Origin of the sequence: Streptomyces sp. DSM 40750 (assembly GCF_024612035.1) — a bacterium.
Taxonomy (GTDB): domain Bacteria; phylum Actinomycetota; class Actinomycetes; order Streptomycetales; family Streptomycetaceae; genus Streptomyces.
Genome location: NZ_CP102513.1, coordinates 5,243,679 through 5,256,825 on the forward strand (window position 1 = coordinate 5,243,679; position 13,147 = coordinate 5,256,825).

Sequence of the window (13,147 nt, forward strand, 5' to 3'; positions counted from 1 at the left end):
GGTCAGTACGACTTCGGCAGGCCCAGGGTCTGGTGGGAGACGTAGTTGAGAATCATCTCCCGGCTCACCGGTGCGATACGAGACACGCGCGCCGCCGTTATCAGCGAGGCGAGGCCGAACTCGTTCGTGAGGCCGTTGCCGCCGAGGGTGTGCACGGCCTGGTCGACGGCCTTCACGCAGGCCTCCCCCGCCGCGTACTTGGCCATGTTGGCGGCCTCGCCCGCCGCCGCGTCGTCGCCTGCGTCGTACAGGTACGCCGCCTTCTGCATCATCAGGCGGGCCAGTTCGAGTTCGATGTGGGACTGGGCGAGGGGGTGGGCGATCGCCTGGTGGGCGCCGATGGGACGGCTCCATACGGTGCGGTCGCGGGCGTAGTCGACGGCCTTGGCGAGGGCGTACCTGGCCATGCCGATCGCGAAGGCGGCCGTCATGATGCGTTCGGGGTTGAGGCCGGCGAAGAGCTGGAGCAGGCCGGCGTTCTCGTCGCCGACGAGGGAGTCGGCGGGGAGGCGGATGTCGTCGAAGGTCAGCTCGAACTGCTTCTCCGCGGCGCGGAGTTCCATGTCGATCTGGCGGTATGCGAAGCCAGGGGTGTCCCTGGGGACGATGAAGAGGCAGGGCTTGAGGGTGCCGGTGCGGGCGTCTTCCGTGCGGCCGACCATGAGGACGGCGTCCGCCCTGTCCACGCCGGAGATGAAGACCTTGCGGCCGGTGAGGAGCCAGTCGCCTGTCTCATCCTTGCGGGCCGTGGTGGTGATGCGGTGGCTGTTGGAGCCGGCGTCGGGTTCGGTGATGCCGAAGGCCATGAGGCGGGAGCCGTCGGCCAGTCCGGGGAGCCAGGCCTGTTTCTGGGCTTCTGTGCCGAAGCGGGCGATCACCGTGCCGCAGATCGCCGGGGAGACGATCAGCATGAGGAGAGGGCAGCCCGCGGTGCCCAGTTCTTCGAGGACGATGGAGAGTTCGGCGATTCCGCCGCCTCCGCCGCCGTATTCCTCCGGGAGGTTGACGCCCAGGTAGCCGAGTTTGGCGGCTTCGGACCAGAGTTCGTCCGGGTGGCGGCCCTCTTTGTTGATCGTGGCTATGTAGGCGCGGCCGTAGCGTTTACCGAGGGCGGATACGGCGGCTCGTAGGGCTTTGTGTTCTTCGGATTCCAGGACGGGGGACATGAGGGCTCCTAAGGGGGAGGGTCCGTTCGTCGTTCGGAGGGTGCGGGTTTGTGGGGGCTTGTCGCGCAGTTCCCCGCGCCCCTAAGTAGGCGGGTCCTGGACCACGGCCAGAAGTGCACCCATCTCGACCTGCTGTCCGACAGCCACGTGCAGGGCTGCCAGCGTGCCCGTCGTCGGGGCCGTGATCTTGTGTTCCATCTTCATGGCCTCCAGCCAGAGGAGGGGGGTTCCGGCCTCGACGGGGGTGCCCGGCTTCAGGCCCTCGGCCACGCGGATGACCGTGCCCGGCATGGGGGCCAGGAGGGATCCCGGGGCCTGTTGGGTCGTCGGGTCGGGGAAGCGCGGGAGTGCGGTGAGCTTGGTGGTGTTCACGTAGCGGTCGGCGCCGTACCTCGCCACCTCGAACTTTCGTCGTACGCCGTCGACTTCGAGTACGACGAGGTGGGCGTCGGCGTGGACGACCGTCACGCCGTCGGCCTCCAAGCCGGTGCGGGTGTGGCGGTAGGCCGGCTCGTATTCCTCGCCCGCCAGGGCGTAGCGCCTGGTCGGGGGTTGGGAGGGGACGTTGCGCCAGCCGCCGAAGCGGGGGTCGCCGTGGGTATGGGCGTCGGCGAGGGCGGCGGCCAAGGGGGCGTACGGGTCCGGGGTGGGGTGGGTCAGGTCGGGCAGGTGGCGGTCGTAGAAGCCCGTGTCCATGCGGGCCGTCCTGAATTCCTCGTGGCGCAGGGAGCGGGCCAGGAGGTCGCGGTTGGTGGTCGGGCCGTGGATCGTGGCGCGGTCCAGGGCGGCGGCCAGGCGGCGGATCGCCTCCGCGCGCGTGGGGGCGTGGGCGATGACCTTGGCGAGCATGGGGTCGTAGTGGACGCCGATGTCGTCGCCGTCGGCGTAGCCGGTGTCCAGGCGGATGCCTGGGGAGACGCTTTCGGCGACGCGTCCGGGGAAGCGTTCGGAGACGCCTTCGGCAACGCTTTCGGAGACGGTGAGGCGGTGCAGGGTTCCGGTCTGGGGGGTCCAGTGGTGCGCGGGGTCCTCTGCGTACAGGCGGGCCTCGACGGCGTGGCCACGCGCGCGTGGGGGGTCGGCCGGCAGGGCCCGGCCTTCGGCTATGCGGATCTGTTCGGCGACCAGGTCGAGGCCGAAGACGGCTTCTGTCACCGGGTGTTCGACCTGGAGGCGGGTGTTCATCTCCAGGAAGTGGGCCCTTCCGTCGGCGACCAGGAACTCGACGGTGCCCGCACCGACGTAGGAGACGGCTCGGGCGGCACGTACGGCCAGGTTGTGGAGTTCCTCAGTGAGTTCTTCGGAGAGTGCGGGGGCCGGGGCCTCCTCGATGACCTTCTGGTGGCGGCGTTGGAGGGAGCAGTCGCGGGTACCGAGGGGCCAGATCGTGCCGTGGGTGTCGGCGAGGATCTGGACCTCGACGTGGCGGCCGTTCTCGACGTAGGGCTCGACGAAGACCTCGCCGTCGCCGAAGGCGCTCGTGGCCTCGGCGCGGGCGCTCTCCAGGGCGGTGTCCAGGTCCTCCAGGCGGCGTACGACGCGCATGCCGCGTCCGCCGCCGCCCGCCGCGGCCTTCACGAGGACCGGCAGGTCGTCCTCGGTGACCTCGCGCAGGGGGGTGAGGCCCATCAGCTCCTTGGCCCGGGTCTTGGAGGCCATCGCCTCGATCGCGTCCGGGGTGGGGCCGATCCAGGTGAGGCCCGCGTCGAGGACCTGGCGGGCGAAGTCGGGGTTCTCGGAGAGGAAGCCGTAGCCGGGGTGGATCGCGTCGGCGCCGGCGGCGAGGGCGGCCTTCACGATCAGGTCGCCGCGCAGATAGGTGTCGGCGGGGGCCGCGCCCGGCAGCCGTACCGTCGCGTCGGCCACGCGCGCGTGGAGGGCGTTCTCGTCGGCGTCGGAGTGCACGGCGACCGTGTGGATTCCCCACTCACGGCAGGTGCGGAAGATCCGGCAGGCGATCTCGCCCCGGTTGGCGACGAGGACAGAAGTGATCACTGAAGGGTCCTTCGCATCAGTCACTGGGTCCCTCACATCCGGAAGACGCCGAAGCCACCGCGTGCGCCCTCGTAGGGCGCCGTGTGGATCGCGGACAGGCACAGGCCGAGGACGGTGCGGGTGTCGCGGGGGTCGATGACCCCGTCGTCGTACAGCCGCCCGGAGAGGAACATCGGCAGGGACTCGGACTCGATCTGCTGCTCCACCATCGCGCGCAGGGCGGCGTCGGCGTCCTCGTCGTACGGCCGGTCCTTCGCCGCCGCCGACTGCCGGGCCACGATCGAGAGCACGCCCGCCAGCTGCTGCGGGCCCATCACCGCCGACTTGGCGCTGGGCCAGGCGAAGAGGAAGCGGGGGTCGTAGGCGCGACCGCACATGCCGTAGTGGCCGGCGCCGTACGAGGCGCCCATGAGGACGGACAGGTGGGGGACCTTCGAATTGCTGACCGCGTTGATCATCATCGCGCCGTGCTTGATGATGCCGCCCTGCTCGTACTCCTTGCCGACCATGTAACCGGTGGTGTTGTGGAGGAAGAGGAGCGGGATGTCGCGCTGGTTGGCGAGCTGGATGAACTGGGCGGCCTTCTGGGACTCCTCGCTGAAGAGGACGCCTTGGGCGTTGGCCAGGATGCCGACCGGGTAGCCGTGGAGGGTGGCCCAGCCGGTGGTGAGGCTGGTGCCGTAGAGGGGCTTGAACTCGTCGAAGTCGGAGGCGTCGACGATGCGGGCGATCACCTCGCGGGGGTCGAAGGGGCTGCGGAGGTCTCCGGGGACGATGCCGAGCAGTTCCTCCGCGTCGTACTCGGGGGGCGCGGCCGGGGCCGGATCGGCATACGCCTTGCGGTGGTTGAGGCGGGCGACGACCCGGCGGGCCTGGCGCAGGGCGTCCTGCTCGTCGACGGCGAAGTGGTCCGCGAGGCCCGACACGCGCGCGTGCATCTCGGCACCGCCCAGCGACTCGTCGTCGCTCTCCTCGCCGGTGGCCATCTTCACGAGGGGTGGCCCGCCGAGGAACACCTTCGCCCGTTCCCTGACCATGATCACGTGGTCGGACATGCCGGGGATGTAGGCCCCGCCGGCGGTGGAGTTGCCGAAGACGACCGCGATGGTGGGGATTCCGGCGGCGGACAGGCGGGTGAGGTCGCGGAAGATCGCGCCGCCCGGGATGAAGATCTCCTTCTGGGACGGCAGATCGGCCCCGCCCGACTCGACGAGGCTGATGCAGGGCAGCCGGTTGGCGAGCGCGATGTCGTTGGCGCGGAGGGCCTTCTTCAGGCTCCAGGGGTTGCTCGCGCCGCCGCGTACGGTCGGGTCGTTCGCGGTGATCAGACACTCGACGCCCTCGACGGTCCCGATGCCGGTGACGAGGGAGGCGCCGACCGTGTACTCGCTGCCCCAGGCCGCGAGCGGGGACAGCTCCAGGAAGGGCGTGTCCGGGTCGAGCAGCAGCTCGATGCGCTCGCGGGCGAGCAGTTTGCCGCGTTCGCGGTGCCGGTCGATGTACTTCTCGCCGCCGCCCGCGAGGGCCTTCGCGTGCTCGGCGTCGAGTTCGGCGAGCTTGGCCAGCATGGCCGCGCGGTTCGCGGTGTGGTCGGGCCCGCCCGGGTCGAGGGCGGAGCTGAGGACGGTCACAGGTGAACCTCTGGAGAGTTCGGGCGGCGTGTGGTCACAGGTGAACCTGGAGAGTTCGGGCGGCGTGTGGTCACAGGTGAACCTGGAGAGTCCGGGCGGCGGGCGGTCACAGGTGAACCTGGAGAGTCCGGGCGGCGGGCGGTCACAGGAGAACCCCTGGAGAGTCCGGGCGGCGGGCGGTCACAGGAGAACCTCCGGTATGTCCAGGTGGCGGGAGCGGAGCCATTCGCCGAGGCCCTTGGCCTGGGGGTCGAAACGGTGCTGGGAGGCGACGCCCTCGCCGAGGATGCCCTCGACCACGAAGTTGAGGGCGCGCAGGTTGGGGAGGGCGTGCCGGGTGACGGTCAAGTCGGCGGTCTCGGGGAGGAGTTCGCGGAGGCGATCGGTGGTGAGAGCGTGCGCGAGCCACCGCCAGGCGTCGTCCGTACGGGCCCAGAGGCCGATGTTGGCGTCGCCGCCCTTGTCGCCGCTGCGGGCGCCGGCGACGAGGCCGAGAGGTGCGCGGCGGGACGGGAGCCCGTCCGGCAGAGGCTCCGGGAGGGGTGGCTCGTCGACCGGTCGCGGTACGAGGGTGTCGGCGGCCGGGGGCACGGGAACCCGGCGGCCGTCGTGGAGGACGGCCGTGTGCGGGACGGCTCCTTGGTCGACGTACGCCGACTCGAACACCCCGTAGGGCGCTCCCTTTCCCGGTGGGGCCAGGACGTGGAAGCCGGGGTAGCTGGCGAGCGCCAGTTCCACGGCGGCTCCGCTGAGGGCGCGGCCGACGGCGTTCCGGTCGGAGTCGCGTACGACGAGGCGGAGGAGGGCGCTGGCGGTCTCCTCGGTGGGGGCGTCGGGGTGGTCGGTGCGGACCAGTTCCCAACTCTCGTGTTCCGGGCGTGACTTGGCGGCGGCGAGGGCGGTTTCCAGCTGGTCGCGGACGAGGGCGGCCTTGCGCTCGATCTCCAGGCCGGTCAGGACGAAGGTCACCTCGTTGCGGTAGCCGCCGAGGCGGTTGAGGCCGACCTTGAGGGTGGGCGGCGGGGCCTCACCGCGTACGCCTTCGATACGGACGCGGTCGGGGCCGTCCTGGGTGAGCCTGATGGTGTCGAGACGGGCGGTGACGTCGGGGCCCGCGTACCGGGCGCCGCCCGTCTCGTAGAGGAGCTGGGCGGTGATCGTGCCGACGTCGACGAGGCCGCCGGTGCCGGGGTGTTTGGTGATGACGGCCGTTCCGTCGGCGTGGAGTTCGGCGAGGGGGAAGCCGGGGCGGCGGAGGCCGACGGCCAGGGGAGGCCGCCGCACGGCCGGGGCGGACCCGTGGGCCTCATGGGCCTCGTGGGCCTCATGGGCCTCGTGGGCCTCGTGGGCCTCGTGGGCCTCGTGGGCCTCGTGGGCCTCGTGGGCCTCGTGGAAGAAGGCATAGTTGCCGCCGGTGGCCTGGGCCCCGCACTCCAGCACGTGCCCGGCGACGACGGCGCCCGCGAGCCGGTCGTACTCCCCCGGGCCCCAGCCGAAGTGGGCGGCGGCGGGCCCGGTGACCAGGGCCGCGTCCGTCACCCGGCCGGTGACCACGATGTCCGCGCCCTCGCGCAGACAGGCCGCGATACCGAAGCCGCCGAGGTAGGCGTGGGCGGCGAGGCTACCGGGGTGGAGGGCGGTGAGGTCGTCGCCCTCGACGTGGGCGACGCGGACGGGGATGCCGAGTCGCCCGGCCAACTCCCTTACGGCGTCGGCGAGTCCGGCGGGGTTGAGGCCGCCGGCGTTGACGACGATCCGCACGCCCCGCTCGTGCGCGAGCCCCAGGCACTCCTCCAGCTGGCGGAGGAAGGTGCGGGCGTATCCGGCGGTGCGGTCGGTGGGGTCCCTCAGGCGGTCGCGGCCGAGGATGAGCATGGTCAGTTCGGCGAGGTAGTCGCCGGTGAGGACGTCGAGTTCGCCGCCGGTGAGCATCTCGCGCATCGCGTCGAAGCGGTCGCCGTAGAAGCCGGAGGCGTTGCCTATGCGGAGCACGCTCACCGGGCGGTTCCCTTCTCGGCACGTCCCGCCCCCGGTGGTCCCGCGAAGGCCTGGGCGATGTCCAGCCAGCGGTCGGCGTCGGGGCCTTCGGCGTGGAGGGCGAGGTCGGCGCGGTGGGCCCGCTGGGTGACCAGGAGGCAGAAGTCGAGGGCGGGGCCGCTGACGCGGTCGGTCGCGTCCGCCGGGCCGGACGCCCACAGCTCACCGCCGGGGCCGGCGAGTTCCACGCGGAACTCCTCGAACGGCGGGGTCAGTCCGTGCACGCCGAAGGCGAAGTCTCGGGTGCGGACGCCGAGGCGCGCGATGTGCCGGAGCCGGCCGGTGGGGGCGATCCGGGCGACGCCCAGTGCGTCGGCGACGTCCAGGCCGTGGGCCCAGGTCTCCATGAGGCGGGCGGTCGCCATGGAGGCGGTGGACATGGGCGGGCCGTACCAGGGGAACCGCGCCCCGTCGGGTGCCGCGCGCAGGGCGTCGGCCAGGGCCTTGCGCCCGGCCCGCCACTCCGCGAGCAGCCGCGCGGGCGGCTGCCCAGCCCCTTCCTCCGCGCCGTTGTCCACGAAGTCCCCGGGCGAGGTCAGCGCGGTCTCGACCTCACGGGCGAAGGCGTCCTGGTCGGTCACGGCCAGCACGGAGGAGCGGTCGGTCCAGGCGAGGTGCGCGATCTGGTGGGCGACGGTCCAGCCGGGGGCGGGCGTCGCGAGCGCCCACTGCTCCGGGCTCAACTCGGCCACGAGGAGGTCGAGTTCCTCGCTCTCGGCGCAGAGGTCGTCGATCACGGGCGTTGGGTCGGCCATGGGGGGAGCATGACAGCGGGACCAGAAACAAGCAAGCGTGATTGTATTTTCGGATGCGGCTTTCCGGCGGGGCGGACGGATCTCGGGAGGCGCACCCGTCGTCGGCGCCCTCACGGCCGTACGCCCGCCACCCCCCGTAAGACCCAAAAGTGGTTTACAGACCTGACTTGGTCCATTACTTTGAACTACGAAGTTTCCCCTATTGAACGAAGCGCTCTCGCTCCCCGCTCTTCCTGGACGGCTCCCGTGACACTCCCCAGCGCTGAACAATCCGCGTCGGCCACCACCACGACGACACCGGCCGGCCCCACGTCGGGCGGCGCTCGCGGGCCGGGCTCCCTCGGGCCGGTGGGGCTGGTGCTGGCCGGTGGGATATCGGTGCAGTTCGGCGGGGCGTTGGCGGTGACGCTGATGCCTCGGGTCGGAGCACTCGGGGTGGTGACGCTGCGGCTCGCGGTCGCCGCGCTGGTGATGCTGGTGGTCTGCCGGCCCCGGCTGCGCGGACACTCGCGCACCGACTGGGGCACGGTGATCCTCTTCGGCGTCACCATGGCCGCGATGAACGGCCTCTTCTACCAGGCCCTCGCCCGCATCCCCCTCGGCCCGGCCGTCACCCTGGAGGTGCTGGGCCCGCTCGCGCTGTCCGTCCTGGCGTCCCGCCGAGCGGTGAACATGGTGTGGGCCGGGCTGGCCCTCTGCGGCGTCTTCCTCCTCGGCGGCGGGGGCGGTTTCGGCGGCCTCGACCCGCTGGGCGTCGCCTTCGCCCTCTCGGCCGGTGCGATGTGGGCCCTGTACATCGTCTTCAGCGCGCGTACGGGCCGACGGTTCCCGCAGGCCGACGGGCTGGCACTGGCCATGGCGGTCGCGGCGGTGCTGTTCCTGCCGCTGGGGCTCGTCGAGTCGGGGACGCGGCTCCTCGACCCGACGACGATCGCACTGGGCGCCGCCGTCGCCGTACTGTCCTCCGTCCTCCCCTACACCCTGGAACTCCTCGCCCTGCGCCGCCTGCCCGCCTCCACCTTCGCGATCCTCATGAGCCTGGAACCCGCGATCGCCGCGACCGCCGGCTTCCTGATCCTCGACCAGACCCTGTCCACCACGGAATCCCTCGCGATCGCCCTGGTCATCGGGGCGAGCATGGGGGCGGTGCGGACGCAGGTGGGACGGGGGAAGGCGGGGGTCGCGGGGTGAGCCGCGGCGGTTCGGGCTGGGGCGAGGGGTAGTCGCTGTCGCTGTTGTTGTTGCTGCTGTTGTTGTTGCTGGGGCGTCGAGCCGGTCACCGAGGAGCTGGCGTCAGGTGTAGGTGTACGGAACGGGGGACGAGGCCGTCGCACCAGTGGAGGTCGTCGCGACCACGGCCACGGGCCCTGGGGTCGATGTCGGCGGTGTGACCGTCTGGACCTTGATGGGGGACATGACCTTGAAAGAGAGGGCCGGGACGCCGCCGTAGGTGACGCCGGTGACCTGGGACAGGAAAGTGCCGTTGAGGTTCACGATGCGGCTTCCCGTACGCGGCCCCGAGGTCGGGCTGATGCTGGTGATCGTGGCGGTGCCGATGTAGGTGTAGGAGAGGCTGTTGGACACGCCACCCACGCTGACCGTGTAGACGGGGACGGTCCGGGCGAGGGCCGACGGCGGGACGGTGACGGTGAGCTCGGTGTCCGACAGGACGGTGACGGGCGCCAGCACGGTGCCGAAGCGTACGTACTCGACACCGACGAACCGGAATCCGGTGAGGGTGAGGACGTTTCCCCCGTTCGTCGATCCGGAGGAGACCGAGACTGTGTTCACGACGGGCAGCCGACGGTAATAGAAATGACCGATGATCGCTGTTCCGCCGCTGGCGGTCACGGTGACCGGTACGGCTGACCGGATGGCGGAAGGGGTGACGACGGTCAGCGTGGTGTCGCTCACCACGCTGAAGCTACTGGCCTTTCGGACGCCGAATCGGACGGCGGTGGTCCCGAGAAAGCCCCGGCCTTTGATGATCACAGTCGTTCCCCCGCCACGGGGGCCGTTGTTGGGGGAGATACTGGCCGGCCTTCTGCGGACGTCGACGGTGTTGTCTCCGTGGTCGACGACATAGAGGTAACCCCCGTCCGGTGTGGTCGCCACTTCGTGGGGCTCGACGAATCCCGGGATCGTTTCGGTGACGTTGTTGCTGCTCGGGTTGATCACCGTCAGGGAGCCCGCGCCGGTCATCGACGCGTAGACGAGCGTCCCGTCCGGGGAGGCGGTGACATGGACCGGGCTGCTCGCGAGAGTGATGGTGTCGGTGACGGTCTGGGTGGTCGTGCTGATGACACTCACCGTGTTGGCACCGGAGTTCGCCACGTACACCTGGGCCCCGTCAGGGCTGACGACCACCCCCCAGGGGGCATTGAAGCCGGTCACGGTGGTCACGACGGCGTTGCTGACCGTGTTGATCACGCTGACGGTGCCGTCGGCGGAGTTGCTGACGTAGGCGCGCAGACCGTCGGGGCGGATGGTGATGACCTGGGGGCTGTTCCCCACGGTGATGGTGCCGGTGACGGTGTGGGTGGCCGTGCTGATGACACTCACCGTGTTGGCACCGGAGTTCGCCACGTACACCTGGGCCCCGTCAGGGGTGACGGCCAGCCCGCGCGGCGCGGTGAGGCCGCTGACCGTACCGACGAGGGTGTCGGTCGCCGTGCTGACGACGCCGACGGCCCCCGAGTCGGGCCTGGTCACGTAGACGTGCTGGCCGTCGGGGGCGACCGCCGCGGCCCACGGGCCGGTCCCCACACCGATGGTGGTGACGACGGCGCCGGCGGCGGTGTCGATCACACTCAGCGTGTCGGCACCCGAGTCGGTCACATAGCAGCGCAATCCGTCGGGCCGCATGGCGATGGAATGAGGTGCCGGTCCCACCGGGATCGTGTCGGTTTCGGCCACCGCGGACAAGACGGCGGACGGAGAGCTCCCGAGTTCCTGGACTGCCGGCGGGGCATTGCTGACGAACATGCTGACTCCTCTCGACCGGGCTCCCGAATTCGGTGAGTGTCAGAGGGAGTTGAGGATTTCATGCCCCGAGATTCAATAACCTGACGCCCGTTGCTCCAGGAGTCGATTCCATGTGTTCCCTGGATCGTCCCACCAATCGCGGCTCGATATAAGTGGTCAACCGGAGCACTCGGGCGCACTTTTCGCCATCAGGAAGCAATTCATATTTTAGTATTCACCACTCAACGCATCATGTGGACCCTACTCCATCCGTGGAATGCCTGCTTCACTTTTCGTACAAGGGATGCCCTGCGTGAGAACCCAACTCACCGAAATGGCGCCGATACATGTAGGCCCATTCGTGCTCCCGCATGCGGGGTCGTCTTCCAGAAAAGAAAAGCACCCAGCGCGAAGGAGAAGCCTCATGGTCACGCTGAACCCGAACCAGGGACCCACCGCAGGTGGTAACCAGGTCATCATCACCGGAACGAACTTCACGGGCGCCACCCTTGTGAAGTTCGGAACCAAGTCGGCCAGTTTCACGGTCAACAGCGCCACCCAGATCACCGCTGTCGCACCCTCGAACAACGCCGCGGTCCAGGTCGTCGTCACCACGCCGGGCGGAACATCAGCCCCGGTCTGGTACTACTACATCACTCCCCCGTCCAAATCGAGTCTCAGTGAGAACATGGGACCGCTCGACGGCATCCCCATCACCCTCACCGGTTCGAGCCTGCAGACCGCCACGTCGATGTCCTTCGGCTCCAACTCCGCCGTTCCCACCGTGGTGAACGACACCACGCTGAACGTCACGGTGCCGGCCGTGACTACGCCCCAGACCGTGGCAGTCAGCGTCACGACCAAGGGCGGTACCACCAACGGGCTCACCTTCACCTACGTGGGCGCCCCGACAGTGACCAGCATGGACCCCACCACCGGACCGGACTACGGCGGCACGGCCTCCACCATCACCGGCACCAACCTGAGCGATGTCGTGGACATCTCGTACGGCCCCGACTCGACCTCGTACAACGTCATCGACGACACCACCATCGTCGTCTACTCCCCGGGCGGCACGGGCACGGTCCCCGTCACCGTCACCAGCGCGGGAGGCAGCGACGCCTCGCAGTCGTTCACGTACACCGTCACCCCCGGCTGAGCCGGTCGACGACAGGACGGCCGGGCTACTGGAGCCTCCACCTGAGATGAACCGTTGGGCCAGGCAGGGCGGCCACACATGGCCGACCCTGCCTGGAGCATGCCGGCCGGTGCTAGCGCCCGCGCGCCACGCCGCCCGGCACGAAGTGGACCGGGATGTACTGGTCGTACAGCCGCTCGTTAGTCGCCGTGAAGTCGGCCCGGGTGACGATCGCGCAGCGTACGGTCTCGCCGCACACCTTGCCGTCGGCGATCTCGGGCCGGAGGTTCAGCGTCGTACGGAACGAGCCGCCCTTCTCGTACGGGATGGTGATGCCCGGCGTCCCCGTCCCGGTGTCGGTGATGCGGCGCGACGACCCGTCCTGCGCCTCACGGCCGCCGAGACAGGGGCCGGGGAGGGTGGTGTAGGTGGCGGGGTCGCCGACCTTGACGCCGTCCGGGATCACGCAGAAGGCGAGGAAGATGCCCTGCTCCCGGTTGTACCCGGCGCCCTTGACCTTGACGGTGCCGCCGGCGGCGGGCAGGACGACGGGGTCGGCCTTCAGCCGCAGCCGGAAGGTCTCACCGTCGGCGGTGGTGACGGTCCGCTGCGCCTTGCCGGTCAGCGGCGTGGCGGCGGCCGTTCCCGCCAGCGGAACCACGGCGGCGAGCCCGGCGGCGGTGACGGCGAGGGCGCCACGCAGCAGGTTCCTGGGCCTCGAGGTGGGGGGGTTCATGAGGCGGAGGCCATCCCTTCACTTACGAATTCACTTCTGGGTACTTGAGACCTGAAGTTCTTGATCCCATGCCTAAAACACGACCGCCGAGTAGGCAACGCCGATCCAGGCCATTCACAGTTCGCACGCGAGACCGCCACAGCGGGGAGCCCGGGGTCGAGACTAGGCCTGAGTCTCGATCGCGATCGCGATCTCGTAGCGCAGTCGCTGCCGTAGCGCCGGCATCACCATGCGGTCGACCTGGATGGGGCGGTCGTCGCGGTCCAGGGTGACCCTGGTCAGCCGGAGGACCGGCTCTCCCGGTGCGGTCCGCAGGGTCTCCCGCTCCTCGTCGTCCGGGAGGTCGGCCGTCACGTCCTCACGGACGAGGGCGCCGACGTGGCCCAGTTCGGCGAGCAACGTGACCGCTCCGCCGGGGATCTTCGCGGTTCCGGCGAGGCGGGTGCCGCGGGCGATGTCGACCGGGTAATAGGTGTCGGTCAGTTCGTTCGGCTCGTCATCGAGGAGGATCAGGCGGCGGCGCACGACGACGCTCTCGCCCTCGACCAGCCCGAACAGCCGCGCCACTTCGGCGGGCGCCTCCACTTCACCGGCGTACAGAATCCGCTGGGTGCCCCGGCGCCCCTGAGTCGCCGCGTCGGCACCCCAGGCGTCGCCCTGCCCCTTCTCCCGCGGGGTCAGGTACGGCATCGAGGTGCTGACCCAGCTGTTCGCGCTCACGGAGC

10 protein-coding genes are annotated in these 13,147 nt (G+C 70.2%); 2 read left to right on the forward strand and 8 right to left on the reverse strand.

Annotation, left to right across the window (positions count from 1 at the left end):
- Nucleotides 1–2 precede the first annotated feature (2 nt).
- The 5 genes from JIX55_RS23380 to JIX55_RS23400 all read right to left on the reverse strand — a co-directional run bounded on the left by JIX55_RS23380 (nucleotide 3) and on the right by JIX55_RS23400 (nucleotide 7,584).
- Nucleotides 3–1,166 carry an acyl-CoA dehydrogenase family protein gene (locus tag JIX55_RS23380; protein WP_257565263.1) on the reverse strand — a complete coding sequence of 388 codons (1,164 nt, stop codon included), beginning with the start codon at nucleotides 1,164–1,166 and terminating at the stop codon, nucleotides 3–5.
- A gap of 81 nt (nucleotides 1,167–1,247) precedes the next feature.
- On the reverse strand, nucleotides 1,248–3,161 hold the full coding sequence (locus JIX55_RS23385; RefSeq protein ID WP_257565264.1) for an acetyl/propionyl/methylcrotonyl-CoA carboxylase subunit alpha: 1,914 nt from the start codon (nucleotides 3,159–3,161) through the stop codon (nucleotides 1,248–1,250).
- 32 nt (nucleotides 3,162–3,193) lie between these two features.
- Entirely contained in the window at nucleotides 3,194–4,792 is a 1,599-nt protein-coding gene (locus JIX55_RS23390) for an acyl-CoA carboxylase subunit beta (protein ID WP_257565265.1), read from the reverse strand.
- 180 nt (nucleotides 4,793–4,972) lie between these two features.
- Nucleotides 4,973–6,790, reverse strand: coding sequence for an acyclic terpene utilization AtuA family protein (locus tag JIX55_RS23395; RefSeq protein ID WP_257565266.1), 1,818 nt, complete (start codon nucleotides 6,788–6,790; stop codon nucleotides 4,973–4,975).
- Nucleotides 6,787–7,584, reverse strand: a complete 798-nt coding sequence (locus tag JIX55_RS23400) for a TIGR03084 family metal-binding protein (protein ID WP_257565267.1) — start codon at nucleotides 7,582–7,584, stop codon at nucleotides 6,787–6,789. The genes JIX55_RS23395 and JIX55_RS23400 overlap by 4 nt, the downstream gene beginning before the upstream one ends.
- A 246-nt stretch (nucleotides 7,585–7,830) precedes the next feature.
- On the opposite strand from JIX55_RS23400, the gene JIX55_RS23405 reads away from it, so the two are divergent.
- Entirely contained in the window at nucleotides 7,831–8,775 is a 945-nt protein-coding gene (locus tag JIX55_RS23405) for an EamA family transporter (RefSeq protein ID WP_257565268.1), read from the forward strand.
- A gap of 102 nt (nucleotides 8,776–8,877) precedes the next feature.
- On the opposite strand, the gene JIX55_RS23410 is transcribed toward JIX55_RS23405, so the two are convergent.
- Nucleotides 8,878–10,569 (reverse strand): IPT/TIG domain-containing protein, encoded by a 1,692-nt coding sequence (locus tag JIX55_RS23410; protein WP_257565269.1) that lies wholly within the window; start codon nucleotides 10,567–10,569, stop codon nucleotides 8,878–8,880.
- Nucleotides 10,570–10,972: 403 nt separating this feature from the next.
- On the opposite strand from JIX55_RS23410, the gene JIX55_RS23415 reads away from it, so the two are divergent.
- A complete protein-coding gene (locus JIX55_RS23415) occupies nucleotides 10,973–11,707 on the forward strand; it encodes an IPT/TIG domain-containing protein (protein WP_257565270.1) in 735 nt (244 codons plus the stop codon).
- Between the two features lie 112 nt (nucleotides 11,708–11,819).
- Here the strand turns inward: JIX55_RS23415 and JIX55_RS23420 are convergent, their stop codons facing one another.
- On the reverse strand, nucleotides 11,820–12,422 hold the full coding sequence (locus tag JIX55_RS23420) for a hypothetical protein (RefSeq protein WP_257565271.1): 603 nt from the start codon (nucleotides 12,420–12,422) through the stop codon (nucleotides 11,820–11,822).
- Between the two features lie 162 nt (nucleotides 12,423–12,584).
- Nucleotides 12,585–13,142, reverse strand: coding sequence for a GntR family transcriptional regulator (locus JIX55_RS23425; protein WP_257565272.1), 558 nt, complete (start codon nucleotides 13,140–13,142; stop codon nucleotides 12,585–12,587).
- Nucleotides 13,143–13,147 lie beyond the last annotated feature (5 nt).